This window comes from Acidovorax delafieldii 2AN (genome assembly GCF_000175235.1).
Lineage (GTDB): Bacteria > Pseudomonadota > Gammaproteobacteria > Burkholderiales > Burkholderiaceae_C > Acidovorax > Acidovorax delafieldii_B.
In genome coordinates this window covers 103,137-128,214 of record NZ_ACQT01000001.1, presented here as the reverse complement: position 1 = coordinate 128,214, position 25,078 = coordinate 103,137, and the positions used below count along the sequence as shown (strand labels likewise).

At 59.0% G+C, this 25,078-nt stretch carries 23 protein-coding genes and 1 pseudogene; 6 read left to right on the top strand and 18 right to left on the bottom strand.

Going from position 1 to position 25,078, the window contains the following annotated elements; all coding sequences use genetic code 11:
* Positions 1-404: 404 nt before the first annotated feature.
* From ACDELDRAFT_RS24880 to ACDELDRAFT_RS00495, 3 genes and pseudogenes are all read right to left on the bottom strand, one after another.
* A pseudogene (locus tag ACDELDRAFT_RS24880) lies at positions 405-501 on the bottom strand.
* A gap of 366 nt (positions 502-867) precedes the next feature.
* Positions 868-1,287, bottom strand: coding sequence for a hypothetical protein (locus ACDELDRAFT_RS00500; protein ID WP_005792740.1), 420 nt, complete (start codon positions 1,285-1,287; stop codon positions 868-870).
* Between the two features lie 62 nt (positions 1,288-1,349).
* On the bottom strand, positions 1,350-2,117 hold the full coding sequence (locus ACDELDRAFT_RS00495) for a hypothetical protein (RefSeq protein ID WP_005792739.1): 768 nt from the start codon (positions 2,115-2,117) through the stop codon (positions 1,350-1,352).
* A gap of 204 nt (positions 2,118-2,321) precedes the next feature.
* On the opposite strand from ACDELDRAFT_RS00495, the gene ACDELDRAFT_RS00490 reads away from it, so the two are divergent.
* The gene (locus ACDELDRAFT_RS00490; RefSeq protein WP_005792738.1) at positions 2,322-2,804 is read left to right on the top strand and encodes a hypothetical protein; all 483 of its coding nucleotides are present in this window, start codon (positions 2,322-2,324) and stop codon (positions 2,802-2,804) included.
* Between the two features lie 398 nt (positions 2,805-3,202).
* Here the strand turns inward: ACDELDRAFT_RS00490 and ACDELDRAFT_RS00485 are convergent, their stop codons facing one another.
* The 5 genes from ACDELDRAFT_RS00485 to ACDELDRAFT_RS00465 form a co-directional block, all read right to left on the bottom strand.
* Entirely contained in the window at positions 3,203-3,823 is a 621-nt protein-coding gene (locus tag ACDELDRAFT_RS00485) for a hypothetical protein (RefSeq protein WP_005792737.1), read from the bottom strand.
* Positions 3,824-4,061: 238 nt separating this feature from the next.
* Positions 4,062-6,113 (bottom strand): elongation factor G, encoded by a 2,052-nt coding sequence (gene fusA, locus ACDELDRAFT_RS00480; protein ID WP_005792736.1) that lies wholly within the window; start codon positions 6,111-6,113, stop codon positions 4,062-4,064.
* Positions 6,114-7,151: 1,038 nt separating this feature from the next.
* A complete protein-coding gene (locus tag ACDELDRAFT_RS00475) occupies positions 7,152-7,535 on the bottom strand; it encodes a response regulator (protein WP_005792733.1) in 384 nt (127 codons plus the stop codon).
* Positions 7,532-10,066: a response regulator gene (locus ACDELDRAFT_RS00470; protein WP_005792732.1), complete on the bottom strand. Its 2,535-nt coding sequence runs from the start codon at positions 10,064-10,066 to the stop codon at positions 7,532-7,534. Before ACDELDRAFT_RS00470 ends, ACDELDRAFT_RS00475 begins: the two co-directional genes overlap by 4 nt.
* A gap of 18 nt (positions 10,067-10,084) precedes the next feature.
* Entirely contained in the window at positions 10,085-11,188 is a 1,104-nt protein-coding gene (locus ACDELDRAFT_RS00465) for an HD domain-containing phosphohydrolase (RefSeq protein ID WP_005792731.1), read from the bottom strand.
* Between the two features lie 8 nt (positions 11,189-11,196).
* Here ACDELDRAFT_RS00465 and ACDELDRAFT_RS24875 point away from each other — a divergent pair, with 8 nt between their 5' ends.
* Complete coding sequence (locus ACDELDRAFT_RS24875) at positions 11,197-11,475, top strand: hypothetical protein (RefSeq protein WP_232504675.1); 279 nt, start codon at positions 11,197-11,199, stop codon at positions 11,473-11,475.
* A gap of 433 nt (positions 11,476-11,908) precedes the next feature.
* Complete coding sequence (locus ACDELDRAFT_RS00460) at positions 11,909-12,178, top strand: hypothetical protein (RefSeq protein WP_005792730.1); 270 nt, start codon at positions 11,909-11,911, stop codon at positions 12,176-12,178.
* 53 nt (positions 12,179-12,231) lie between these two features.
* On the opposite strand, the gene ACDELDRAFT_RS00455 is transcribed toward ACDELDRAFT_RS00460, so the two are convergent.
* Entirely contained in the window at positions 12,232-12,870 is a 639-nt protein-coding gene (locus tag ACDELDRAFT_RS00455) for an HAD family hydrolase (RefSeq protein WP_005792729.1), read from the bottom strand.
* 529 nt (positions 12,871-13,399) lie between these two features.
* Here ACDELDRAFT_RS00455 and ACDELDRAFT_RS00450 point away from each other — a divergent pair.
* From ACDELDRAFT_RS00450 to ACDELDRAFT_RS00440, 3 genes are all read left to right on the top strand, one after another.
* Complete coding sequence (locus tag ACDELDRAFT_RS00450) at positions 13,400-13,621, top strand: hypothetical protein (RefSeq protein ID WP_040327564.1); 222 nt, start codon at positions 13,400-13,402, stop codon at positions 13,619-13,621.
* 73 nt (positions 13,622-13,694) lie between these two features.
* Entirely contained in the window at positions 13,695-14,135 is a 441-nt protein-coding gene (locus ACDELDRAFT_RS00445) for a DUF4124 domain-containing protein (protein ID WP_100084374.1), read from the top strand.
* Between the two features lie 188 nt (positions 14,136-14,323).
* Complete coding sequence (locus ACDELDRAFT_RS00440; RefSeq protein WP_005792726.1) at positions 14,324-15,223, top strand: restriction endonuclease; 900 nt, start codon at positions 14,324-14,326, stop codon at positions 15,221-15,223.
* A gap of 1,123 nt (positions 15,224-16,346) precedes the next feature.
* Here ACDELDRAFT_RS00440 and ACDELDRAFT_RS00435 read toward each other — a convergent pair.
* The 9 genes from ACDELDRAFT_RS00435 to ACDELDRAFT_RS00395 all read right to left on the bottom strand — a co-directional run bounded on the left by ACDELDRAFT_RS00435 (position 16,347) and on the right by ACDELDRAFT_RS00395 (position 25,078).
* Positions 16,347-17,399 (bottom strand): MBL fold metallo-hydrolase, encoded by a 1,053-nt coding sequence (locus ACDELDRAFT_RS00435; RefSeq protein WP_005792725.1) that lies wholly within the window; start codon positions 17,397-17,399, stop codon positions 16,347-16,349.
* A 9-nt stretch (positions 17,400-17,408) separates the two neighbouring features.
* Entirely contained in the window at positions 17,409-18,242 is an 834-nt protein-coding gene (locus ACDELDRAFT_RS00430) for an SDR family NAD(P)-dependent oxidoreductase (protein ID WP_005792723.1), read from the bottom strand.
* A gap of 13 nt (positions 18,243-18,255) precedes the next feature.
* Positions 18,256-19,857 (bottom strand): AMP-binding protein, encoded by a 1,602-nt coding sequence (locus tag ACDELDRAFT_RS00425; RefSeq protein WP_005792721.1) that lies wholly within the window; start codon positions 19,855-19,857, stop codon positions 18,256-18,258.
* A 43-nt stretch (positions 19,858-19,900) separates the two neighbouring features.
* On the bottom strand, positions 19,901-20,494 hold the full coding sequence (locus ACDELDRAFT_RS00420) for a carboxymuconolactone decarboxylase family protein (protein WP_005792720.1): 594 nt from the start codon (positions 20,492-20,494) through the stop codon (positions 19,901-19,903).
* Between the two features lie 39 nt (positions 20,495-20,533).
* Positions 20,534-21,241 (bottom strand): ABC transporter ATP-binding protein, encoded by a 708-nt coding sequence (locus ACDELDRAFT_RS00415; RefSeq protein WP_005792719.1) that lies wholly within the window; start codon positions 21,239-21,241, stop codon positions 20,534-20,536.
* Positions 21,238-21,990, bottom strand: coding sequence for an ABC transporter ATP-binding protein (locus ACDELDRAFT_RS00410; RefSeq protein ID WP_005792718.1), 753 nt, complete (start codon positions 21,988-21,990; stop codon positions 21,238-21,240). Before ACDELDRAFT_RS00410 ends, ACDELDRAFT_RS00415 begins: the two co-directional genes overlap by 4 nt.
* The gene (locus ACDELDRAFT_RS00405) at positions 21,987-22,955 is read right to left on the bottom strand and encodes a branched-chain amino acid ABC transporter permease (protein ID WP_005792717.1); all 969 of its coding nucleotides are present in this window, start codon (positions 22,953-22,955) and stop codon (positions 21,987-21,989) included. The genes ACDELDRAFT_RS00410 and ACDELDRAFT_RS00405 overlap by 4 nt, the downstream gene beginning before the upstream one ends.
* Positions 22,952-23,809, bottom strand: coding sequence for a branched-chain amino acid ABC transporter permease (locus tag ACDELDRAFT_RS00400; RefSeq protein ID WP_005792716.1), 858 nt, complete (start codon positions 23,807-23,809; stop codon positions 22,952-22,954). The genes ACDELDRAFT_RS00405 and ACDELDRAFT_RS00400 overlap by 4 nt, the downstream gene beginning before the upstream one ends.
* A 72-nt stretch (positions 23,810-23,881) precedes the next feature.
* Positions 23,882-25,078, bottom strand: a complete 1,197-nt coding sequence (locus ACDELDRAFT_RS00395) for an ABC transporter substrate-binding protein (RefSeq protein ID WP_005792715.1) — start codon at positions 25,076-25,078, stop codon at positions 23,882-23,884.

Below are 25,078 nucleotides of genomic sequence, written 5' to 3'. Positions count from 1 at the left end.
TGTCGTGGCGTAGCGAGGATGGCAACATTGAAATCAAAGGATGGGTGTTTACGCGCTATTTACAACGCTTCTCCTGACCTCGTTGAAGCCTATTCAGCATTTTTTCCAAGCATCGGTGATGCTTTACGGGAAGGTCAGCCGTGCCGCAAAAGGCCATACGGCCTCCCGGTTTTTTCGCTAAATTCGCCCGGGCGCCACCTGACTTGATCCGCCCCTTCTTAGACCTGCAACTCTCAAATTCCAGCCCAATCTACATCAGTGCAGAGCGAACATTGGCGAGTTTCTGCTTTCAGCCAGAATCTGCCACGCCAGAGGTCGGTTCTGCAGCAGTTGCTGACAATGGAAGCGGCCAAGCGCACCCACAATGTGTGCCAGAGGGCGGCTGTTGCGTTCGGCCGTCATACTGGTGCCGCCGCGGAATCGAACCGCGTTCGTCCCTTCAGAAGGAGGCGTGTGGTGGCCTGCTTTTGGAGGGGTCGCTCTACCATTAAGCTAACAGGCCATCATCCAAGCATGTCGTGGATATGGACACCGTGGCAATGCGCAGCTTCATTAGTGGAGGCATTTCCACCTTCATCTTGAGCGAGAATTAGCCCTCGTATCGCCACCTCACCCACTCCGATCCAGCATCCGTCTCCCCCAGCAAACGCATAAGCGTGTGAAAGCACGCGTAGCGAAATTAGAGCATCCGTGGGGTACCTTTTGCGTCTTGCCATCAGGTCAATCTACTTCCGTCGTGGCTGAGTTCATAACACGCTCTAGTGGGGATAGATGGCAGCAGTCCCAATACAATCTGGCTTGCGTCTTGAAGAACTCGAAGCTCCAAACAAAAACCCGCTGATGCTGGTTTTTTTGAGTGAGCAGCGCTCAGGGCACGAATCCAAAAAGTCCATTCAGCAAGCTCGCAAAACCATTGGTTAGCGTTCCGACGAAACAGGCCAGCGGCCCCCAAACTCCCGTTGCACGACGCGAGTTGGCCCGATCCACAGCCCACACCGGAACTGGTTCGCCCTTCTGCTTATAGTATTCGGGATCATCCAGACTCATGTTGGCATCTGCCGCGTACACATCTACGCCAATCTCGATGCCAGAAAAGCTTGGCCGTGCAAGAAGAAGGATCCCCCAACAGATGACCAGAGCACTAAAGCGACTGAGCCAGTCAAAATTCTTGAAGATCACGGAGAGCAGCAACCCAGCAACCAGCGAGAGCACAGTTAGCCACAACATGACCGGGATTGACGCTAGAAGCCTTCTCAACCCTCGAAGCTCCTTGGCCTCAGTTTGCATATCCCCTCCATAAATAAGGCTTCATACTAACTGCTACCGAAATCCATCGAAAAATCCTCATTTCATCGTAGGCTGAGCTCCACCTCCGCCAGTGACAAGCCGTCAAAGTAGCACTTCGCGACAGCTGTGGTGCCAGCGTCGTTCATCACCTCGAACTCAACCGTCACAACCGTGCGTCCAACCACGGCTCTGTAGACGCTCCCGCCCGTAAAAGAGCAAGAACCTTTCACCCTTGTCCTCACTGCTTCTTGGGAAATCTCCAATAGTTGCTGCTCATCAAGCCACTTGGCCTTGTCATTCTGTGAAACGGTCTTGCGCTTGGCAAGGATTTCACTCTCTGTAATGTAGAAGCGATTTCCGTTTGCGCAGTCAGCAAAGAAAACGATGTTGTCAGGCGGCGAACTCCGCTGGTTGCTCAACTCCAGCACTTCCAGCCTGTCACATCCTGGCGAAGAGGCCACGATCTCTGCCGCTGGTTGCATCAGCGCATTGATACACTCTATGCCCTTCTCCCCCCACGCGGCGTATGTGTTTGGATACGACTTCTGAGTAATCAGCATGACCGCGTTGTCTGCAATCTCTCCCATATCCTCTCCTTCACAGAAGGCCCCATGGTACTCAATTAGGCTGGGATCTTGCCTTCTGGTTGCGAGGGCCGCACGCCCCGAGTTCACCAGGAAGCCCTCAAAAAAGCCTGGCCCACTAAGTCGCGGCTGACTTAGCGAGCCCGCCTCGTTTAAGGCATCGCGCCCGGTGTCGCCGGTGCCGAACAACAGCCACAGAGTGAGCAGGATGATGACTAGGAGCCGCCAGAAACGTTTGGTGGGCATGATGCGGAGCGTTCGTTGCAATGCACGAATGCTCTGCTCTACCGCAACTCGCTCCAGTACGATAGCTCACGCACAATCTCCGCCATTCAAAATTCGAGCTAAATTTGGTCGGAATTTCCCGCTACCGGCCCAAACCACCCAAGTTGACCTCGATGCACCTGCATAGATGACAACAGCATCACGTCTCCCTTAGGCCAAGCCACTATGATCCGGATACCCATCACTTTGGCCCTACGGCCAGGCTTCGAACACATCCCCGACTCGCTAAGGTCGCCAGTTATAGATCTGACCATTGCGGCAATTCCTCATGTCTCCGAAGACGGTAGCGTTACAAGAACACCGCAGCGGACAATACGAGCACTGCTCGACACTGGAGCCGACCTCTTTCATTTCGATGAACAGCTATTGGTCGAGATGGGCGCGTTTTGCATGGGCCCCGATCAAGCAAGCATCAGGACGGTGCATGGGGAAAAAACACACAACAACTACTCGCTGAGCCTTTTTCTACCGGGAGTCGGCAAGCCATTTGACGTTGTCGCATCAGGAACCAGCCTCAATGATGGCTCGCGAGCGTATGAGGCCATCCTGGGCATGGAATTCTTGAAATTTGGCAGACTTGTAGTTGAGGCAAAGGGCGAAAGCTACTTCGATCTACATCCAGAACTACTGCCCAAATACGCTCTCTAGCCCCCTGCAGAGACATCGCGCGGCAAGTTCCTCCAAGGACTTGATGCCGCGCTCAACGCCATCGGTCTCCATGCCGATGCCAATGCTGGTTACTTCATCTGCCACATACTGAAACTAGGCAGTGTCGCAGTTCGCGTTCGCTTGGACTCGCGGCCAAAGGCTGCGGGGCCGCAATGCAGTCATTGGTGAGCTTCCGCTTTCAGCCTGAACCTGCCGGCCAGAGAAAGGGCTGACTGGAAGCAATTGGCGGCGGATTCAACCGGTCGATGCAACACATTCGCTGAAAATCTCAGCGGGTGTGTGAAACCCTGCGCCGGGATCAGCCCATGTGATTTGAACGATGGAGTGAAGAGCTTGGTTGAATGGGGGGACGAGGTGCCGCAGCACCTCCCGGCTAATCAACCGTTGTAAGAGTAGATTAGCAATCCCAGAGCTGGAACAACCACCAGATCCTGCTCGTGACCGGTAGTGAAGTACGCCCCTTCGTTGCCAGCTGCGCGCTGAGCCCGCTCCAGCAATTCAGACGGTTCACCTGCGCAGTTCTGCCCACGAAGGAGCTGTTCATGCTCTGAGGTTGGCGTGGCTTTCCACGGCTGGTACTGGTGGTAGGGCTTGCCATCGCGTCCGAGCTCCGCCGCTTCGAAGTAAGTCAGACCCTGGCGGCGGATGCGCGCCAGGTTGTCTTCTGAAAGCCGGAAGATTGCGTATCCACACCCCTCTCGGAAACCAACGATCTCATCGTGGTGCAAGACCTCCACCAGCTCGAACTGGGGCGGAATCGCCTGGCGATACAGCTCCACCTGCACATGGCTGCATCCTTTCATCGGCAGGAGTATCAGCACAAGCAGGGCGCCAGCCCAGGAAGTCAACCGTAGGGCGACTGCAGGTGGTCGGTATCCGAGCAATGGGAGAGCCAGGACACCCAGAACGCTGGCCATGCCCTTGGCCAGAAAGAAGGTCGCCGCCCCAAAGATTGCCAGGCATACCAGGCCGATGCCCAACGCGATTGCTACAAACATGGGGACCTTTCCATCCAAGAACTCTGGATCGTTGGGTGCCAGTATTCGGTGGCTGCGTGAGGCCAACATGAAGTCTGTGAGGCGTGTGTGATCTTCTGGCGGCCTTCCCATCTGCGCCTGGATGACCAGATCCACCACGCGACGGACATCTCACAAGGAAAAAAAAGGGGCGCAGACTTCCGTCCGCGCCCCTCCTGTTTGGTCTACTAGGCCAGTCCATCCGGCCCAGTGCGCTTCTTCACTGCACCAATGCAGTCATTTGTCCTGCAGGGACCACCCCATAGTGGTCCAGCTGCATTGAGTACTGCGCGCGGCCTGATGACAGGGCGCGCAGGCTGCCGATGTAGCCGAACATCTCTTTCAGCGGTACCTCGGCCTCGACCGTGGCGGCGTTGCCGCGTTGGCCCTGGCTTCGCACCAGCCCTCGGCGGCGGTTCAGGTCGCCGATGGCATCGCCCAGGTAGACGGCTGGAGTGATGACCTCCACGGCCATCACTGGCTCCAGCACCTGGGGACCGGCCTTTGCGAAGGCTTCGCGGAAGGCGGCCATGGCCGCCAGCTCGAAGGCCAGTGTCGACGAGTCGCGCTCGTGGTAACTGCCGTCCAACAGGGTGGCCGCAAAGTCCGTAGCGGGGAAGCCAGCTACTACGCCTGCGAGAGCGGCACGGCGGATGCCGGCCTCCACAGCAGGGATGAACTCGCGTGGCACAGCACCTCCAACAATGCGGCTTTCAAAGCGGATGCCTTCGCCCCTGGGCAGGGGTTCGAGCAGCAGCTTCACCTCGGCGAACTGGCCGGGGCCGCCTGATTGCTTCTTGTGCACATGGGTCACCTCCGCACTGCGTGCAATGGTCTCGCGGTAAGCCACCTGGGGGCGGCCGACCGTCACGTTCACACCATGGCGCGCGCGCAGCTTCTCGATAGAGACTTCGAGCTGCAGCTCGCCCATGCCGGACAGGATGGTCTGGCCGGATTCAGCGTCGTGCTGCAGCCTGAGGCTCGGGTCTTCACGCAACAGGGATTGCAGGGCCTTGGACAGGCCTTGCTGGTCCGCGCTCGCCTTGGGCTCGATGGCCACGTGGATCACCGGTTCGGGCACGCTGATTTGCTCCAGCACCACCGGGTGGTCCGGGTCACTCAGAGTGTGCCCTGTCAGTGTGTCCTTCAAGCCAACGACAGCGGCGATGTCACCAGCCACCAGTTCGTCGCGCTCGATGTGTTTATCAGCATGCACTTCGTACAGGCGAGACACGCGCTCGGTCTTTCCCGTGCTGGTGTTGAGAACCACATCGCCCCGGCCCAGTCGGCCGCCGTACACACGCACGAACACCTTTGCGCCGTGGTCGTCGGTGACGACCTTGAACGCAAGAGCGGCGAACGGGTCGGCTGCTGAAGCAGGCTGACCGCCGTCGCGCACGATGTCGTCCGGCGCAGGCAGGTAGTCCACCACGGCGTCGAGCAGAGGCTCTACACCCCGGTTCTTGAAGGCCGAGCCGGCCAGCGCAGGCACGAAGGCACCCGCCAGCACACCCTTGCGGATGGCTGCGCGCAACACGTCGACGGCGATGTCTTCGCCGTTCACGTAGGCTTGTAGGGCCGCTTCGTCCTGTTCCACAGCGGCTTCGACCAGGCGGGCGCGGCTGCGCACCGCTTGCTCAAACAGGGCGGCGGGCACATCGGCTTCGCGGTACGGGGCGCTCGCGTCGTCACGGTCCCAGATGCGAGCGCGCATGCTCAAGAGGTCCACCACGCCTCGGAAGTCGCCTTCCGCGCCAATGGGGATTTGCAGCGGAGCCACGCGTACGCCCAGGCGTTCTTCCATCATGGTCACCACGCGGTGGAAGTCAGCACCCACGCGGTCGAGTTTGTTGATGAAGGCGATGCGCGGTACGCGGTACTTGTCGGCCAAGCGCCAGTTGGTCTCAGTCTGCGGCTCCACGCCAGCGACACCATCGAACACGACAACGGCACCGTCGAGCACGCGCAGCGAGCGATTCACCTCGATGTTGAAGTCGATGTGGCCGGGCGTGTCAATCAGGTTGAGCTGCGTGCCCTTCCAATGAACCGTGACTGCGGCACTGTTGATGGTGATGCCGCGCTTTTGCTCCTGCGGGTCGAAATCCATTTGGGCCGTGCCGTCGTGCACTTCGCCGATGCGGTGGCTTTCGCCGGTGTAGAACAGGATGCGTTCAGTGGTCGTGGTCTTGCCCGCGTCGACGTGAGCGATGACACCGAGGTTGCGCAGTTGTCGAGGAACGTTATTGCGCGAGGAAGAAGAAGTCTTGGTCATGGCGAATCTTTCTTTTGCGGCTGCACTCGGCTCTGCGAGCAGCTGCCGCCTGGTTGGCTTTGCGCCAGCCCAGGCGTGAAGGATTCGCCTGGTCGCTAGCGTCTGAGATGTGTGCTGTCGCCGAAGCCCGGGCGCACGGAACTCAAGCTCCGGCGGTCGGGAATCGTGGCAATCAACTTGTCGTAGGTACGCATGGGTTGGTCCGTGGTGTGAAAAACAAAAAACCCCGGAGGGGGAGCCTGCCGGGGTTTTGTTGACCGGAAGGCGCGCAGCCCTCCGATACGCAATCGAGGGGCGCAACTAGGTGGCGAACGATGCCTTGATCACGTTGGTGAGGAATTTCATAAGCGCGAATTATCCTCTTCGCGGAAAAAGCTTGCAAGCGAGACTGTTGTGGCTGTGGGCTTCAGGCTGACTGCAGCCTGATGTTCAACAGGCGGCTTCAAGTGCCGCAATATAGGGCACCACGCGCGGATGCTCCTGGACCCATTTGTTGCCCAAGTATGAGGATACGGAGCCCGATCCAATGACGGTCGCAAGCGACCCGGACTTGCTGGCCTACAGCAGTTCGTGGGCCAAATGCATGACTGCCTCGCTCGCGGCCGACTCCGGCTCTCCAGCTTCGGAATGCCACTCCTTTTGAATCGCACTTATGAGTTTGCCCGCCGCAGCCTCAAGCTCGGTTCGTGAATTTGTCATTGGGGCGAAGGTCCGGTTGTGGTCGAAACCGCCAGTCCAGGAGATGGGGAAGCGGTCAGTGGCGCGGTGCCACTAGGGTCGCGGAAGTCTAAAGACTGTTCGGTTTCTCTTGGACACCGGGAACGGCGCGAATTGGACACACGGATTGCTGAGACGGAAGTCGGTACCCTTGGACGAAGCCCAGTCCTTCAAGTACTTCCAGTTTGTCGGCTGACAATTTCTCCGTGTAGGTTCGATCCTCGCCGCACCCAGAAGTGCAGGTGAATTTCAATCTCGTTCAGGTCTAACTTCTGGTTGAACGGCCACATGCAGAACCTCCTGTGGTTCCCTTGCCATGCCTCATGTCGATGGAGGTGCCGATGCCAATATTCGCTCGATCTCTTCGAGAAATTTTTTGTACCGGATCGGTTTGGCGATGTAGCCGTCGCAGCCGGCCGCGATCATCCTGTCTTCATCGCCCTTCATGGCAAAAGCTGTGAGCGCGACGATCTTGATGTGGCATGTCGCTGCATCCTCTTTCAGCAGGCGAGTCGCCGTGAGACCATCCATGCCGGGGAGCTGAATATCCATCAGAATCAGATCGGGCAGGTGTTCACGGGCCAGCGCGATGCCATCATTGGCGTTGTCCGCCTGGAGCACACGGTAGCCCGAATTGCCGAGCAACATGCTGACAAGTTTCATGTTGGCGGGGGTATCTTCCACCACCAGTATCTGTGTCGTCATGGCAATGCACCCCGGGGGGGGTTCAGGGCACGCTGGACTTCGTTAATAAAGTGAGCGTGATTGAAGCTGGTTTTCTCCAGAATCGCCGCGACAAAGCCGTTCAGGGTGGCTCGGTCCTCCTGCGTGAGGGTCTTGGCGGTCACTACGACGATGGGGATAGAGGCTGTTTCAGGACTGCTCTTGAGCGCCTCGACGACATCGAAACCACTCGCTTCGGGCATCAACAGGTCCAGCACAAGCAGATCGGGCCGTTCTCGTTTCGCCATGGCGATGGCCTCCCTGCCGCCATAGGCCCGCAACACCGCATAGCCCGGTTCGGAGAGATAGGCTGACAGCAGATCCGCCGCCTTCATGTCGTCATCGACGACCAGCACCTTGAGAACGCAGCTTGTTTTTGCCAGCCCGAGGTTCTGGAGGGACTTGATCAGCTCATTGCGTGCTACCGGTTTTTGCAGCACAGCACTGGCACCGAGAAAGAACCCATTGCGCGCATCGGCGACGATCGAGACAATGACGACGGGAATGTGGACAGCAGATGAATCCGGCTGCTTGAGTCGCGCCAGCAGGTCCCAGCCATCCATGTCGGGCAACAAGATATCGAGGAGGATGACAGCCGGTTTCCGCTTTGCCAGCAATTCGAGCCCTTCCTTCGCGTTGCTGGCGCGCATGATCTCGAATCCTTCCGGCTCCAATTGGAGACGAATCAGCTCAGCGGCGCGTTCGTTGTCTTCGATGAGCAGCGCAAGTTGCCGGTTGGTGTCGGCCACGGCATGCAGAGGCGCCGTTTCATCCGTATCCCCGGTCGCTGCGTCGGTTTTGCGCCATGGTAGCCAGACGGTGAACGTAGAGCCATGCCCCGGTGTGCTGGCCAGTGCCACAGTACCACCGTGCAGCTGGACCAGCTTGAGGACCAGTGCCAGCCCAAGTCCGGTGCCTTCCGATACGCGTGACAGCGAGGAATCGAGTTGCGAAAACGCCTGAAAAAGGCGCGGAACATCCGCAGCGGAGATGCCGAGGCCCGTATCTACCACTGCAATTTCCAGGAAATCGGCAAATGCGCTGGGTGGCAGGGGCATTCGCAGGCTGGTCGGCTGCTGCGTTGCCCAGGTTTCGATGGCGGCGCGCTGCACTTTGCGGGCCTGCAAGGTTACCTTCCCGTTATTGGCGCTGAACTTCACGGCGTTGGACAGGAGATTGAAGACAATCTGCTTGGTCTTGCGCGCGTCCAGCAGCGCCATGCCAAGTGGTTCGGCTACGTCGAATTGAAGCAAGATGGCATGGGCTGAAGCCTTCTCCTTGACGATCGATAGGCTGTTTCTCAGCATGGCATCCACGTCCTGTGTGTCGAGGTCGAGGGTCATCTTGCCGGCCTCGATCTTGGACAGGTCGAGAATGTCGTTGATCAGGGACAGCAGATGCTGGCCACTGGCGAATATGTCGCTGACAAACTCATGCTGCTTTGGTGTGATCTCGCCAACCAGTCCATCCTTGAGCACTTCGGAGAAACCGATGATCGCATTTAACGGGGTGCGCAGTTCATGTGACATGTTGGCGAGGAAATCCGATTTCAGCTGACTCACCTCCTGCAACTGTTGATTCTTCTCGGCCAGCAGGTTGTTAACAGATTCGAGTTGAACGGTGAGTTGCTGCAGGTCTTTGGTCTTGCTGCGTTCTCTCTCGTGAGAGTCGGCGAGCCGGGCGTAGAGCTTGCCATTTTCCAGCAGTAACACTATGAGCACGAAGCTGGCCGCAAACAGACCGTAAATGCGACCTGCATACCAACCAAGATCGTAGCGACCATGGTTGAGGACGGCGGCCAAGGCGCTGTCGAATAGCCAGGCGCACATGACCACCATCAGCCACAGATCAAGCACTGAATGTGAACGCCGCCGCCACAGAATAGCCAGGGCGATGAGGCTGAACGTCCATACGATCGCAGCGACGACGATCTTCGCCGAGGCATCTATGTCTCCCGCCATGATCACAGGCAGGGCATCTTCCATCGAGGCAAGAAGCGTTAATCCGCTCGCCACGGCAATGGCCGCAATCACATAGGGCACCACGTGCCCAAACAGTCGATCACGTGGATGGGCTGGCGAATCCTTGACATTCTGCAGTTGCGTGTAGCCGATGACGAACAGAGGAAAGCCGCCATGCCAGAGGAAGTAAATCCAAGCGGTGGTCTGTGTCCCGGCGCCGAGAAGACCGGCAGGCGCGAACAACCCAGGAAAACTGAGTGCATGGAAAACTGCCATCGTGGCACTGAACAGATAGCCGCTAGCCAGTACTGCCAGTGCTCTCGAGCGCAGGATGCCAAACTGCCCAAATAGCAAGGCAGCCGTAATCATTTCGATGATGACAAGCGCGGATTGATAGATCGGCAGAAAGGCTGGAATCTGGGGGAGCGGAAGTTTTGCAAACGGCGCTGCACAGAGGAACACCGTCACGGATGCCATGAAGACGAGCAGCGCGATGCGACGATCGCTACGCTCAGGGATGTAAGTGGATAGGAAGGGGGAACTTTTATCCATCAACTGATTTGTGAATGCTCAGGAAACTGGCGGCAAAACCTGCGCCACGCAGGGGGTGGGTTTGGCCTCGTCGTGCTGCTCATAAATGGCGGCAAATCGGTCTGCCTTTTGTAAAAAACAGGCGAGTACATCGGGATCGAAGTGTTCAGGCCGAACCCGTCCGTCGCCTTGGCGGATGATGTGCATGGCGCGCGCATGGTCATATGCCGGTTTGTAAGGCCGCTGGCTGCGCAGCGCGTCGTACACATCGCAGATTTGCATGATGCGTGCTGGCACCGGGATGGCCTCGCCCTTGAGACCATTGGGGTAGCCGCTGCCGTCCCAGCGCTCATGGTGATTGAGGGCGATGTCGCAACCCATTTGGGTGTAGGGCGAGGTGCTGTTGGACAGAATGCTGGCGCCTAGTTCGCTGTGCGTGCGCATGATTTTCCATTCTGACTCGTTGAGTGGCCCGGGCTTGAACAAAATGTGGTCCGGGATGCCGATCTTGCCAATATCGTGCATCGGACTGGCCAGGAAGATGATCTCCTGGAATTCCGCAGTCATTTTCAAGGCGCTGGCCAGTTCATGGCAGTAGTGGCTGATGCGTCGAACATGATGACCGGTTTCCTCGTCCTTGTGTTCGGCTGCGCGAACCAGTGTGAGGATAGTTTCGCCATGTGCATCTTTCAGTTGGACGGTACGCTGCTGAACCTGCTTTTCCAGAATGCTGTTGTGGTTAGCCAGGAAGTCGGCATATTCTTTGAGTCTCAACAGGTTCCGCACACGCACTTTGAGGTCGGCACGATCGATCGGTTTGCTCAGGAACTCTTCGGCGCCCGCCTCCAGGGCGCGCAGTTTTGACTGGCGATCATCGAGCGAGGTGATCACGATGATCGGCACTGCTTGGGTGCGTGGATCGGCCTTGAGCAGGACTGTGGTATCAAAACCATCCAAATCCGGCATCATGATGTCGAGCAGGATGAGATCGGGAGGATTGGCTGACGCCTGGGCCAGCGCATCGCGCCCGCTGCTGGCTGACATGGTGATATAGCCATCGGCCTGCAGCAGGGTCTCCAGCAACTTGACGTTGCGCTCCTCGTCATCGACAACGAGGATGGTGGCTGACTTGTTTTTATCCATAGCCTTCCATGCTTTTCCCGAACATCATGAACCTGATCAGTTCCGACTCGGCGCGGTCCGTACTGAGGCGGATCAGCCGCATCGGGTGCAGGGTAGACCCGGCATGGACACGACTTCAGCTTGACGAGATGCGTGATTATTTGCTATTGAAAGTAATTGTCAATAAATTGAACCAATGTGGGCCGCTATCGGGCGCCCTGACCACGCCACGTAGCAAAGTCCGTGATGGCGCATGGTTCGTGCGCCAGGAAGTCGTCAGGGTGAATCGCTGGTTTTTGTGGCTTTGAGCCAGTCGTGGTCAGCAGGAGCGGCCGCTCGTTCTGATTGCGACCGGTATCGAGGGCAATGCTGCCGTTTGAGGCCGTCGACGTTCAATGGCCGGTTTCGTGATTGCGGCCATTCAGGCCGTCAGCCGCGATAGTCTCAGATCAGCCTAAAGCGAAAGCAGCGCGATTTAGGTTCCCGATACGGGGACTCTACTGCGGGAATAACCTCCAGATCCGACCGCGCCACCTTCGTCGTAGTCCTGGAGCGCGGCGAGTACACGCAGGCCCAGCTGGTCGAATATGCAAGCCATGCTGGACGCTACAGGCACCCAGATCGGTCTGACAGGGCTGCAGGATTCCGGGCTTGCGTACACGGTGTTCATGGGATGAGAGACTGGGGGCAGTGCCCTCAGGGGACATCGTTGCGATAGCAGTTCATACCCAGAACACGCCCATGCTTCTGTCACCGCATATCGACCAACAAGCGCCGAATTACTACACCGCCCGGGTACTCGACCACCAAACCGAGGTGGATGAGTTCTTTGCCGAGGACATCCAGTCAGCCATCACCCTGGCTGGCCAGGAGGGGTACACCGCGATGGGATTTCACATCTGGTACCGGGTGGTGTGCATCGGCACCACCACCGTTCACGCCATGCTCACTGAGCGTGAGATGCTGGCGGAGCGCCTGGAGCACCTTCAGCAGCAGCTTGAGGACAACTGACGGTGCTGTCTATGCGTCGGCTTGCCTCTTGACATCCAGAAGAGGCTGACGCATTATGAAATTCTGCTTCTGATTCCAGAGTTGCCCGGCCCGCTTCGCAGCATCCAATCCGCGAATGCCGCAAGACTCGAATGTTGGGAATGAACAATCTCCAGATCAAGCCCAACATTGGGGGATCGAGTCGACCCACGGCATACCAAAGCGAGGTGAGTGCCAGGTTTGATGCCCTTGAAGTACGGCAAATAGTCGTCCACGAAAGCCGCAGCACCCAAATGCTCTATAGCCTCGGCTTTGGGACTGCGATCCCCTGTGGAGCGTCCTGTTGCGATCACCCGTTCGATGGGGAATCCAGCATCCCGCAGATTCCGTAAACGTGCGTTCTGGAACTGCGGGCGCAGCGCTGTGACACACACGAGGTTGAATCCAGCATCGTGCAATCGGTGGCAGGCTTGCACTGCATGCTCAACGGCAGGAATCGTGGACCAGAAGTGCTCATCCATGCAGGCCTTGAAAATCGAGAGCCTCTCACCATCCAGCGCCTCGACTTCCCAGCGGTCCAAGGGCCAATATGCATCCTTGTCCAACTCCTTCGGAAAATACCCAAAGGCACGTTCCCAGAGGTGCGCATAGGCCAGACTGTAGTCCAGCAGCACGCCGTCTGCGTCAAGTGCGATGAGAGGACGCGTCGTCATCTGGTTTGTGCCTCACGCAGTTTGGAAAGGTGACGGATGTTCATAGGGAAGATATTACGGGAGCGCACCGAGAAGTTACAGCGCTGACAGGCTACGTTGACGACGTAGCAGGCCTTCATTCTCCTACGGCCGTTTGCTGATCGGCCATGGCAAGCCCTTCTGCTGCTGAACTGTGAACTTCGCTGAGTGATTGCGTTGTTGATTTCCACGCAGAAGTGACCCACTGCCCCCCTCTGTCATTTTTGGTTGGCATCAACGTTCTGTTCTGCGTAACATGCACATACAACCAATCCAGGAGACACATGAAGGCAGCATTGTTCGCGTTCATCCTCGGCGCATCCACCATGGCCAGCGCAGCACCAGTTCAGACCCCGTCTGGGATTCACCTGTCCCCCTCAGCCGTTTCTAGCCCCACATACATCTTTGAAACCAAGGGACGAACTGGAAGCAAGAGAGTCGGTGGCAAGGGGCGCAGTGGCAAGGGCGGTCGCTATGTTGGCGGTCACAAGTAAATTGAAACCAGCCCCCTATGAAGCCTCTTCTGCTTGCTAGTGTTCTGGCACTTTCTGTCTTAGCTGTGCCCGCGATGGCCAAAGGGGGCAGCCATGCCGTCAGCGGACACACCACCAAAAACGGCACCTATGTCCCGCCCCACCGGGCGACCAACCCTGACAGTTCCAAGACGAACAACTGGAGCCACAAGGGCAATGTGAACCCGTACACGGGCAAAGAGGGAACGAAGAAAGATTGATGCCTCGGCACAGGCATTGAGCAGCCGCCCTAGGAGGCGGCTTTGCGCTTTCTGGGGAACCCATAATTTGCATATGCGAACCTTTCTTGCAATCATGGCATGCACGCTGTTGGCAACAACCGCTAGCGCCCAGGTCTATCGCTGCGAACACGGCGGCAAAGTGACCTACTCAGATGAACCCTGCGTTGGAGCGAAGGTAGTGGACGCCACACCCACGCAGGGCATGGACAAGATGAGCGGCCGCACGCGCAAAGGTGCTGATGTTTTGCGCGACGAAAACAGAAAAGCCGTGGACTTGGCGCTTCAGCCGCTCACGGGCCTGGATCACGAGCAGATGAACGTCGAGCGCAGGCGGCACAAACTGTCCGCCGGGGACAAATCCACCTGCCGCAACCTTGACCGCCAGTTACCAGAATTGGACGCTCGTGTCGCGCGATCGGCAGCCAACCAAAAACAAGAGGCTGAAACGGACTTGTACAAGGCCCGCAAAATCTTCTTTGCCCTCAAGTGCTGAGTTGCGGTGCAAGTGAGCTTTAGAGCCGCTGCTGCCTACAAGACTTCTATGACGGCAGAAGCGTAGATGCCCTGGCTGCCACTCTTGAATAAACTTGTCTCAAGGTCATAGCGGTCGCCAAGATACCGCTGAGCTTCCGGGCGCAAAGACGCCCGCTTCAAAGAGAACCAACGCACAGGGAGGAAATCATGGCCAGACGCAAGAAAACCAGTCCTTTGGAAGACATCCTGGACTTGCTTTCCCTGCTTCCATGGTGGGTCTGCTTGGTGCTGGCTGCGGTGAGCTACATAGTGCTCAGCAACTTGGCCGCTCCTATCAAACCTTCAGATATCCAAGGCCAGGGCGGCGCGATGGTGGGAGCGATGATGCAAAAGGCCGTCATCCACGGATTGGCAACAATTGGCCAGTACCTCGCTCCCCTGATGTGCCTGATTGCTGCAGCGATCTCCGCTTGGCGGCGCAAACAACGCAGGGAACTGATAGCCGGTGTTTCGCAAGCTGAAAGCTCGGATGCTCTGGATGGCATGAGCTGGAGAGAATTTGAAATTCTCGTGGGGGAATCCTATCGACAGCAGGGCTACCGGGTTGCAGAGTTAGGGGGCGCCGGCCCAGATGGTGGTGTGGACCTCGTACTCATCAAAGGCAACGAGAAATTCTTCGTACAGTGCAAACAATGGAAGGCTTACAAGGTGGGGGTGACCACCGTGCGCGAACTCTATGGTGTCATGGCTGCCAAGGGGGCCACGGGCGGATTCGTGGTGACCTCGGGGCGCTTCACAGCCGACGCAGTGGAGTTTGCGCAAGGCCGGAACATTGAGCTGGTCGATGGCCCCCGTCTCTTCGCGATGATTCAACGCGCACGGCGGACTGGAACGTCTCCGCCTCAATCAAATCCGGCGGATTCTCTGGCTCTGGCGCAGCGGCCCGAGGCCACTGCGATCGCCAAGGCAGAGACCGCTGCGCCGGACTGTCCACGCTGCGGTGCTTCCATGCAGTTGCGCACCGCTCGACAAGGCGCAAACGCCGGAAGCAACTTCTGGGGGTGCTCAACCTATCCGAAGTGTCGAGGAACGCGCGCTGCAGGCTGACAGTGGGTCAAAAGGACGGAACGAATGTGAAGCAGACAACACTCCACCCTGCTGACAGGTTGCGCGACAGTTCCACTGCCATGAGGCCTGACCCGCGGACAGTCACATGGGCGGCCCCACAAACACCCTCGCTGGATGCTCATCACGCTGGAGTTGCCGCCATTCAAATCAGTTCCGCCGTTCCTGAGCCGGTGGCGATTCAGTTTGAGATTGCCCGCAATCTCTATCTCTATGCGTGGTACGTCTATCGCTTCTATATGCCAGCAACGGCTCAAGCCTTGGCAGCGCTTGAGTTAGGGCTGCGGAAACGGCTGCACACTACTCTTCCCGAGAAAGAACAGGGTAAGAAGCTCATGCTCAGAAGACTGCTCCACATGGCGGTGGATCAGGGGCTAGTGAGAAACGAGGGATTTCGACGTAGGCACCATGCGGCGGAAGTCAGTGCGCGAGCGGGTGTCAGGTATGCGTGGAAATCAACATGCAAGTGCTAGACAGCTGCGAAGAGCAACACGGCGAACAAACATTGGGCAATCGAGAGTATGTAGGCGCTGCAACCTCACGGCAATCCCAAGTCCCTCATGTGGGGTCATGGGCCTTGGTTAGCCGCAAAGGTGCGTTTCAATGCCACGATGTGCCTATGCGCGGTGTCTCTGGATGCCGACTTCCGCCAGCGCGCCATCACCTCGCACAGCGCCGCCCACGGCACGATGACAGTCCATCGTCTGCAGGAATTTGCGCGTCGCATGGGCTTGCGGTGTTGCTCCAATCCCGAGCCCGAGCCTTGATCAGCAGCCATCGCAAAGTCTTATGCTTCATCGCTACGTAACGCCTCACACGCGCTAGCCGTGAACCTTAATCAGCTTTGCCCAAAGCCCCTGCAAAGCTCACCGCCGACTGCGGCCTCCCCTCGCGACCGCGCCGTTCGGCTGGATCTCCTCGCCAAGAAGCCGATCGCCCATCGTTGGCAAGGTGCAGCCCCCTTGCCCACATTGCGCTTCTTGGCGCCTCACGCTACCGACAGTTTTCCGTGCAAACTGATCTGTTCCTGGGAACAATTTCCTTGCATACACCTCGACCGAAGACCAATGAATGGGGTGACTGAGGTCGGAGAGCCGCACGGTCTTCACGGCTTCAGCGAATACCATGCAACGCCGCTCTCGTCCACGTAACATTCCACGGCGCCATCCGCAATGAGGTAGTTCATGCAGGCCACGGCCTCGCCCGTGGCAAGACTTAGTTGCTGCCCATCCTGCTCCCCTATGGCGCGGCGAAACAGGGCGGGGAACACGTCCACGATCCGTTGTGGCCCGCTGCACAGCGACTGGTGCAACCGCTCCAGCGCCTGATCCTGGCCTGCCTTGAGCGACGCAAGTCGTTCGTGTAGCCCATAAAAGGGCTCGTTATGAGAGGGAAGCACCAGTACATCAGCAGACACCTCCCGCTTCAGCCTGTCCTGCGACTCGTACCAATCCTTGAGGGGATTGGCCTGCGGCTCGCTGGCGAACACCGATACATTGGACGAAATTCGCGGTAGCACTTGGTCGCCGGCAATCAGCAGTTTCAAGTCCTTGGAGTATAGGCAGACATGTTCCGGCGAGTGACCGCCGGTGGTGATCGCCCGCCAGCTATGCAGGCCCATTTGAACGTGATCGCCGTCCTGAAGGCGCACGAAACTTTCAGGCAGCGCGTGGATGTGCTTGCCAAAACTACCGAAACGGCTGCGGTAGCTCTCGAGGGCCGCCTCCGACCAGCCGGCGCGCCGATAAAATCGCACACCGTCGGGCGGCGCCTCGCGGTTCGTGTCGGCGTGCATCACGCGGCAGCTCAGGTATTCCAGTCGGCTCATGTGCAGCGGCACGCCGGCGCGGCGCGTGAACCAACCCGCCAGGCCGATGTGGTCAGGGTGCATGTGAGTGGCGTACACGCCCTGCAGGGGGCGCGTCAGCGGCCCCTGCGCTATGAGGGCCAGCCAGTCGGCCACGGTGGCGGGGTCGTTCAGGCCGGTGTCCACCAGCACCCAGCCATCGTCTGTGTCGATGGCCCAGACGTTGATGTGATCAAGCCGGAACGGCATGGACAGCCGGATCCAGCGTACGCCGGGGGCGACCTCGACCGTGTGGCGCGGCGTGGGCGGCTCGAACGGGTAGGTCAGCGCGACGGTGTCGGGCTTTGCCATGGTGCGGGGTCAGATGCCGGTGAGCCCGCCCGTGCACAGCAACGTCTGGCCGCTCACGTAGTCGGATTCGGGGATGCAGAACAGGTAGGCCGCTCCGGCGGCCTCCTCGGGCGTGCCGGCCCGGCCCAGCGGGATGCCGCGCTCCATCGCAGCCATCAGGTCCGGATTCACCCCCACCCTGATCTCGCGCCCTTCGACCTGGATGGCGGCGTCGGCATCGGCAGTGGCCTCGGTCATACGGGTCCGGATGAGTCCGTAGGCCACGCAGTTGACGGTGGTGTTCAGGCGCCCCCACTCCTTGGCCAGCGTCATAGTCAGGCCCATGATGCCGGCCTTGGCGGCGGAGTAGTTGGCCTGCCCCGCATTGCCGAAAACGCCTGCTACCGAGGAAATGTTGACCACCTTACGCACCACGCGACGGCCTGCCGCTGCGTCAGCTCGGTTCAGCTCGCGAATCACCGGCTGAGCAGCCCGCAGAATACGAAACGGTGCGGTCAAGTGCACATCCAGCATCGCATACCACTGTTCGTCCGTGGTCTTCTGGATGACGTTGTCCCAGGTATAGCCAGCATTGTTGATGAGGATATCGAGCCCACCGAACGCGCTCGTCGCCGTACCAATCAGCCGATCCGCAAAATCTGCTGCGGCCACGTTGCCGCAGCAGATTACCGCCTCGCCGCCCAGCGCAAGGATTTCCTCGTGCACCGCAGCAGCTGGCGCTTCGTCGAGGTCATTGAGGATGAGCCTGGCACCTTCACTCGCAAGTTTGAGGGCCATCGCCCTGCCAATACCCCGCCCCGAGCCGGTGACCACAGCCACCTTGCCGTGCAACTTTTCCAACATGGCGTGTTCCTGCTTATTGGGCGCCCTCGGCCTCAGTGTCGTAAGCGCCAGCGCTACCCTGCTGACGGAGTATCGCGCGCTGGATTTTGCCCGTCGCCGTTTTCGGCAAGCTGTCCATCTGGCGGAGATAGCGCGGCTTGGCGAAGCGCGGCAACTGGGCGCTGACCTGACGGACGATGTCCGCCATATCAAGTACCCCGCCTTCGGCTGCCACCAGGGCGAGCATCACCTCGTCCTCCCCTCCTGCTCCTTGCGCAGGAACAGCGTAGGCCGCCACTTCATTGATGCCGGACAACTGGCCCACTACGGCCTCAACCTCCGTGGCCGAGATGTTCTCACCCCGGCGACGTATGCAGTCCTTGATTCTGTCCACAAAGGTGATGAGCCCCTGCGCATCCTGCATTCCAGCGTCACCTGTATGAAACCAGAGGTTGCGCCATGCCTCGACCGTCTTCGCCGGAACGTTCAGGTAGCCTGCCATGAAGCCGAATGGCACCTTGGGCCGCACCAGGATTTCACCAATCTGCCCGGCAGACACCGGCACATCGGTCTCAGGGTCGGCGATGCAAATTTCGAACCTGTCCTCGTGTGCCCAGCCGGCCGCGTTCGGCGCGGCGTGCCCAACCCGCCCCCAGATAGGGATACCGACCTCGGTCATGCCAAATCCAGACAATACGTCCTTCACGCCGAAACGCTCGCGGAATACGGCTTCGTGCTGGGCAGGGTTGGGGGCGCTCAGACTCGCGCGCAAGCGGTGGCTCCGGTCCTGCTCCGTGGGCGGCTGATTGATGACGAACATGGCCGTCGTGCCCAGATGGTTTGTCAGCGTTGCGCCGGACTCCCTGATGTCAGCAAGCCAGGTGCTGGCGCTGAAGCGTTGCTTCAGGAACGCCTGGATTCCCGCCAGCACTGTGGTCCCTAGCTGCATAAAAAGGCCATTGGCGTGGAACAGGGGAAGGCAGATGTAGTATTTATCGGCCGCAGTGATTTCCAGACTGCGTATCGCCCCCAGTCCAATCAAGGCACAGTGACAGTGAGGCATCAAGACACCCTTGCTCGGCCCGGTAGTGCCGGACGTGTACATGATGCAGAAGATGTCTTGGGGCTGCGGATGTGGACCTTCCCACGGCACGCAGGTGCTACTGTCCGTCCAAGCTACCTGGCGCCAGTGGTCGGGCACGGCAGCACGACTATCTCCCAACACGACCAGCGTCTTGAGGTGAGGGAGCTCATCGGCAAGGCAAACGATGTGTTCGACCAGCGGTGCATCCACCACGATAGTTGCCAGTTGGCAATCGTTCAACTGGTGGCGCAGGAATGAGGAGCGTAGCTCGGTATTGAGCATCACCGCGGTAGACCGCAGGTAGCCAATGCCGAACACAGTTGCCACCATGGCGCAGCTGTTGGACATGAACACGCCAACGCGCTCCTCTGCCTGTACGCCCAGTTGACACAGAAAGCTGGCAAACCGCTGGCTGCCAGCATAGGCCTGCCCGACAGTGAGAGCGTTGCCCTGGCTATCCTGCAGCCAAGGCATGCCGGGGCGGCTGATGGCCCATTCACTCAATGCATCGGTCAGCGTGCATGCGTGGGGTTCATGGATACGACTGTACATGGCCTACGTCCTCAAATGCATGAAATTTCAACGCGTGGCATGCTTAGATTTCCAATTCGCAGAGCCAGGGAACATGGACCATTGCCTCCGACGGCACAGACTCCAGCACCGAACCCATCAGGCCATTCCAGCGGTTGAACCATCCGACCATGGCCACGCAGGACACGATCTCCACGATTTCTTCATCGGAGAAGAATTGCTTGGCCTGCCCCATGGCCTGCGCTGGATTGCGCACCGGCAGGCTGCCCCCGGCGGTGGCGATGGCCAGCGCTTTTCTCTCCTGCTCCGTATATCGGGGATCTTCCTGGTAGGAAGGCAACGCGGCCAGCTTGTCCCAAGAAACGCCCAGGTGGTGCGCGGCATGGACGAGGTGCGTCGTCGTGTAGCAGCAGCGTGCTCTGCGCGAGGCTTCCGTGGCGATCAAAAACCGTAGCGACTCCGCCAGCAGCCCGTCGCCGCGCAGCGTCACGCCCATTAGGTTGAGCAGTGCGGGCACCACGCCATGCTTGCGTGCCATGGTCAGCAGCGCGTTCGGCCGGTAGCCGACGAAATCCACCAGTTCTTCGAGCACCGGATCTCGGGACCTGGGGTCGCTTTCATGCAGGGGCACTATGCGTGCGATGGTTTGTGAATTCATAGGCTTGTCTGGAGATGGAATGTGGTGAACATGACGGGATCAAGCCGCTGCACCAGTCGTGATGAGGCCCTCGACGTGGGCGCGCTGCGCATCCAACTCCTGCGCCGTGCCAGACCAGGCGACTTGGCCGTGATCCAGCACATACTGGCGATGGGCCAGCTTCATCGGCACCTTGAGGTTTTGCTCCACCAGAACGATGCCGGTACCCTGACGATGGACCTCGCTGAATACCCGGACCAGTTGGTCCACGATGACCGGAGCCAACCCCTCGGTAGGCTCGTCGAGCAAGAGGATGCGCGGGTTGCCCAGCAAGGCGCGCCCGATCGACAGCATCTGCTGCTCCCCACCAGAGAGCTGATCGCCGCTGAAATTCAGTCGCTCTCCCAGGCGCGGAAACGCTTCCAGCACCCGGTCAAGGGTCCAATGCCCGGGCTGGTGGAGCAGTGCGCCGATCTTCAGGTTTTCTAGCACCGACAGGTTGGGGAAGATCCGACGCGTATCCGGCACCAGCGCCACGCCGAGCTTGGCGATGGCCTCCACGCCCAGTCCTGAAATGTCTTGCTCACCCAGCAGACGCCGGCCAGCCACCAGAGGCATCAGGCCCATCAGCGCTTTCAACAAGGTTGTCTTACCTGCGCCGTTGCGCCCAACGATGGCGACGATTTCATGGGAATCAATCCGAAGGGAAATTTCTTCCAGCGCCAGAGCTTGTCCATACTTGACACTTGCTTTTTCCAGCTCGATCACAGGGCGTCCTCCCCTAGGTAAATCGACCGCACCGATTCGTTCTTGCGAATAGCCTCTGGAGACCCGCACGCGATCACCGAGCCGTTGCTCATGACCACGATTTCATGGGAAAGCGACATCACCGCGTCCATGTTGTGTTCAATCAGAAGCACCGTTCGCCCCTGCGAAACCTTCTGGATCAACTCCAGCGCCGCCTGGATTTCATGGTGGCCGATGCCGGCTAGGGGTTCGTCTAGCAGCAGAATCTTGGGATCCGGGATCAAGGTCACGCCCAGTTCGAGCGAGCGCTGCAAGCCATAGGGCAACGTACCCGCAATGTCATCGCGGTGTGCAGCAAGCCCAGTCAGCTCAAGCGTGGCATCCAGCTGCTCGCGGAACTGCTTGTCGAAGCTGCGGCTTATCCAGAAGGGCTGGAATCCCGGTCGGCGGGACTGGGCAGCGATCAGCAGGTTCTCCGCCACCGTCATCTCGCCGAATATCTTGATGATCTGGAAGCTACGCCCGATACCCATGCGAGCCCGCTCGTAAGCGGGGCGCTGGCTAATTTCCTGGCCGCCGCAGAACACCCTTCCGCGATGGCGCATCTGCCGCCCTGCCAATACGTTCAGCAGCGTCGTCTTACCAGCGCCATTGGGCCCAATCAGGCCGTAGACGCGGCCTTCTTGAAAGTCATGGCTGACGTCGTTGACAGCCCTCAGGGCACCGTAACTCACAGTCACGCCCTCGCATTTGAGCGCTACCTGGGTCATCGAGCACCTCCCCGGCGATTGTTCTGGTAGGCAGCGAAACCCTTCTCCAGTTCACCGACAATGCCGCGCGGAAAAAAGATGGTCGCGAGGATGAACACGGTGCCCAGCACGCCGTACCAGTACTCGGTCCAACTGCTCAGCCATTCCTTGAGAATTTCAAAGACGATCACACCAACCGTGGCGCCCCACAGCGAGCCGGAGCCGCCCAACAGGGTCATGATGATCACGTCCCCTGAGGTCGTCCAATGCAACATTTGCGGGTTCATGTACATCAGCAGTGATGCCAGCAATGCTCCCGCTAGGCCACTGAGCGCCCCCGAGATCACGAATGTGATCTGTTTGTAGCGATTGACATTGAAGCCCAGTTGATCCGCACGGGTCTCGTTACTCCGGATCGCCGCTATCGCGCGGCCGAACGGCGAACTGCGCAGGGAAATCACGGCAAGCATGACCAAGGCATACACGCCTAGAACGAACCAGTAAAAATTGATGGGATCGTAGAAGTCGATGCCCAGAAATCCGGGGCGCTCGACGCCGGAAATGCCATCTGATCCACCCGTGAAGCCTCGCAGCTTGCTGTCTGCCAGGATGAAAATCAACTGGGACAGTGCCAAGGTCACCAGCGCGAAGAAGATGCCGGAGACCCGCAGGGCAAAAAAGCTGAAAAACAAGGCGAAAGCCGCACCTACGGCAATGGCGATGCCCGCCCCGCAAAAGAACGGCAGACCGTATTTCTGGGTCGCCAGTGCCACAGCATAGCCACCCACCCCCAGGAAGGTGGCATGTCCAAACGACACCATGCCCAGCGATCCGAAGACGAAATCGAATCCGACGGCGAAAACTGCCCAAATGGCGGCCAGAGTGACCAGTTGGATCAAGGCCTCTCCCGGTCGGAGGAGAGGCAGTAGGATGCCCGCCACAGCCAACAGGATGCCAAAGTAGATATCAAATCTGGAGAGCTTCATGCAGTCCTCGCTGTCCGGTAGAACAGGCCCTGCGGGCGTGTCAGGAGGGTGCCGATAAGCAGCACGAAAGTCATGATGTCCACCCAGCCGGGCAGGTACACATAGCCAAGGGCGCGGACCATGCCGATCAGCATCGACGCGGCAATAGCCCCCCGTATGTTCCCGAGGCCACCTAGGATCACAACGATGAAGCAGTCGATGATGGTGTTGGTAGCCATGCCCAGTTCGATAGGAAACAACGGCGCCGCAATCGCACCGGCGAGCCCGGACAGACCACAGCCGATGGCGAAGACCGCCATGCGGATCGCGCCTACCGGCAGCCCCAGGATGCGCACCATCTCCGCATCGCTGCTCGCGGCCCGTACAAGCATGCCGAAGGTGCTCTTCTCCAGCACCAGGTACAGCCCCACTGAAATGAGCGCACCGAACCCAATCACGAACAGCCGGTACATCGGAATCGTGCTGCCCAACATGTCCACCGTGCCACTCCACAACGGTGGGATCGCCACTTCCTGGTAGCCGGGCCCCCAGATGAAGCGCACCAAGTCGCTCAGGACCAGAATCAGCCCGAAAGTCAGGATCAACTGGTAGAAATGGGGGCGCTCGTAGAGCGGGCGCAGCGTCAGTTTTTCGACCACTGCCCCCACCAGGGCGGTGAGCAGCGTCGCAGCCAGCACACCCATGAGAAAAGATCCCGTGCGCCTTCCCGTCTCATAAGAGATGTAGGCGCCCAGCATGTAGACGGCGCCGTGGGCGAAATTGATCACGCCCAGCATGCCAAAGATGAGTGTCAGGCCCGCTGCTAAAAGGAACAGCAGCATGCCCAGGCTCAAGCCAATCACAATAGTTGACATATCGATTCACCGGGAAGGAGCGGCCAATGCTCCGCGGACGACTCCCCCGGAGCCCGCCCCGCGGCGCGTTCTTCAGCCCTTGCAGGCCGCGAATAGTTTTTCTTCGGGGAAGATCTTGGTGATCTTCATCGTCAAGGCGGGTGCCGGCGGGGTGCCTTGCACCACCTCACCCCAGAAGCCCGGCTGCAAGGCCTGGTGGTCGCATGCGCGCATGGTCTTCCTGCCTTCGACAGAGTTCTCGCGAACACTAATCGCAAAGGCGTCCACCCACTTTTCCTTGTCCCAGGAGCCGGTCTTTTCCACCGTATCCAGCCACCAAGCCATTCCGTCATAAGCTTCCCCGGCCGTCATGCTGGGGAAGATGCCAAACTTCTTGCGGTAGGCCTCGACGAACTTGCGGTTGGCGGCGGTGTCGATGGAGTGGTCGTAGCGCAAACCGGAATTGACGCCCAGCGAAGCTGGTCCCACAGCCGCAGCCATGGTTTCATCGGCGGCCACAGGTCCAAAAAGCAACTTGTTCTTGCCCAAGTTCACCTGGCCAGCCTGCTTGAGCAGGGTGACAACGTCCGACCCTGTCAGCATCAGCAGAACGCCGTCGGCGTCGGATTTGGCGATCTTGTCAACGATCGATGAATAGTCGCGGTTACCCAGGGGCGGGAAATCCTCACCTACGATCTGTATGCCGCTGGACCCAACTTGACTCTTGATCCACTCGTAGCCATCGCGTGTGGCTTGGTAATCAGCGGTGACTATGTAGATCTTCTTGAGTTTTCTGTCCTGCATGTACGCCAACGCCATACGATTTTCCATGCCCAGGTTATTGGACGTGCGGAACGTGTAGCGGGATCCACCAGGCACGGTGATTTTGTCGTCCGCCGAAATGGTGACGAGGTGGGGAATCTTGCGCTGCTTGGTCAAGTTCATGACCGCCAGCGTGGAGGCTGAGCTCAGCGCCCCGAAGATCATGTGCGAACCTTCGGAGATCAGCTTGGTGGCCTTCTGAACAGCCGGCTGGGGTTTGGTTTCATCGTCCTCCCAGTTGATTTCGACCGGAACGCCCAGCACCTTGCCACCACGCTCTTCCACGGCGATCTGCACTCCCCGGCGCATGTCCTCGCCCAGCAAGCCATACGGGCCGGAGAGGGACAGCACGCCGCCGATCTTGAATTTCTCGGGTTTGGCCTGTGCGTACCCAGTGGACACGAGTCCCATTGTGGCCGCCGCGGCGACCACAATGCTTTTCCTGAACCAATTCGCAAAATCACCCAT

What these genes read in the sequence shown, in the direction of transcription:
- ACDELDRAFT_RS00500 (WP_005792740.1), bottom strand. Translation starts at nt 1,287, where the DNA reads ATGCAAACTGAGGCCAAGGAGCTTCGAGGGTTGAGAAGGCTTCTAGCG.
- ACDELDRAFT_RS00495 (WP_005792739.1), bottom strand. Translation starts at nt 2,117, where the DNA reads ATGCCCACCAAACGTTTCTGGCGGCTCCTAGTCATCATCCTGCTCACT.
- ACDELDRAFT_RS00490 (WP_005792738.1), top strand. Translation starts at nt 2,322, where the DNA reads ATGATCCGGATACCCATCACTTTGGCCCTACGGCCAGGCTTCGAACAC.
- ACDELDRAFT_RS00485 (WP_005792737.1), bottom strand. Translation starts at nt 3,823, where the DNA reads ATGTTTGTAGCAATCGCGTTGGGCATCGGCCTGGTATGCCTGGCAATC.
- fusA (WP_005792736.1), bottom strand. Translation starts at nt 6,113, where the DNA reads ATGACCAAGACTTCTTCTTCCTCGCGCAATAACGTTCCTCGACAACTG.
- ACDELDRAFT_RS00475 (WP_005792733.1), bottom strand. Translation starts at nt 7,535, where the DNA reads ATGACGACACAGATACTGGTGGTGGAAGATACCCCCGCCAACATGAAA.
- ACDELDRAFT_RS00470 (WP_005792732.1), bottom strand. Translation starts at nt 10,066, where the DNA reads ATGGATAAAAGTTCCCCCTTCCTATCCACTTACATCCCTGAGCGTAGC.
- ACDELDRAFT_RS00465 (WP_005792731.1), bottom strand. Translation starts at nt 11,188, where the DNA reads ATGGATAAAAACAAGTCAGCCACCATCCTCGTTGTCGATGACGAGGAG.
- ACDELDRAFT_RS24875 (WP_232504675.1), top strand. Translation starts at nt 11,197, where the DNA reads ATGCTTTTCCCGAACATCATGAACCTGATCAGTTCCGACTCGGCGCGG.
- ACDELDRAFT_RS00460 (WP_005792730.1), top strand. Translation starts at nt 11,909, where the DNA reads ATGCTTCTGTCACCGCATATCGACCAACAAGCGCCGAATTACTACACC.
- ACDELDRAFT_RS00455 (WP_005792729.1), bottom strand. Translation starts at nt 12,870, where the DNA reads ATGACGACGCGTCCTCTCATCGCACTTGACGCAGACGGCGTGCTGCTG.
- ACDELDRAFT_RS00450 (WP_040327564.1), top strand. Translation starts at nt 13,400, where the DNA reads ATGAAGCCTCTTCTGCTTGCTAGTGTTCTGGCACTTTCTGTCTTAGCT.
- ACDELDRAFT_RS00445 (WP_100084374.1), top strand. Translation starts at nt 13,695, where the DNA reads ATGCGAACCTTTCTTGCAATCATGGCATGCACGCTGTTGGCAACAACC.
- ACDELDRAFT_RS00440 (WP_005792726.1), top strand. Translation starts at nt 14,324, where the DNA reads ATGGCCAGACGCAAGAAAACCAGTCCTTTGGAAGACATCCTGGACTTG.
- ACDELDRAFT_RS00435 (WP_005792725.1), bottom strand. Translation starts at nt 17,399, where the DNA reads ATGGCAAAGCCCGACACCGTCGCGCTGACCTACCCGTTCGAGCCGCCC.
- ACDELDRAFT_RS00430 (WP_005792723.1), bottom strand. Translation starts at nt 18,242, where the DNA reads ATGTTGGAAAAGTTGCACGGCAAGGTGGCTGTGGTCACCGGCTCGGGG.
- ACDELDRAFT_RS00425 (WP_005792721.1), bottom strand. Translation starts at nt 19,857, where the DNA reads ATGTACAGTCGTATCCATGAACCCCACGCATGCACGCTGACCGATGCA.
- ACDELDRAFT_RS00420 (WP_005792720.1), bottom strand. Translation starts at nt 20,494, where the DNA reads ATGAATTCACAAACCATCGCACGCATAGTGCCCCTGCATGAAAGCGAC.
- ACDELDRAFT_RS00410 (WP_005792718.1), bottom strand. Translation starts at nt 21,990, where the DNA reads ATGACCCAGGTAGCGCTCAAATGCGAGGGCGTGACTGTGAGTTACGGT.
- ACDELDRAFT_RS00405 (WP_005792717.1), bottom strand. Translation starts at nt 22,955, where the DNA reads ATGAAGCTCTCCAGATTTGATATCTACTTTGGCATCCTGTTGGCTGTG.
- ACDELDRAFT_RS00400 (WP_005792716.1), bottom strand. Translation starts at nt 23,809, where the DNA reads ATGTCAACTATTGTGATTGGCTTGAGCCTGGGCATGCTGCTGTTCCTT.
- ACDELDRAFT_RS00395 (WP_005792715.1), bottom strand. Translation starts at nt 25,078, where the DNA reads ATGGGTGATTTTGCGAATTGGTTCAGGAAAAGCATTGTGGTCGCCGCG.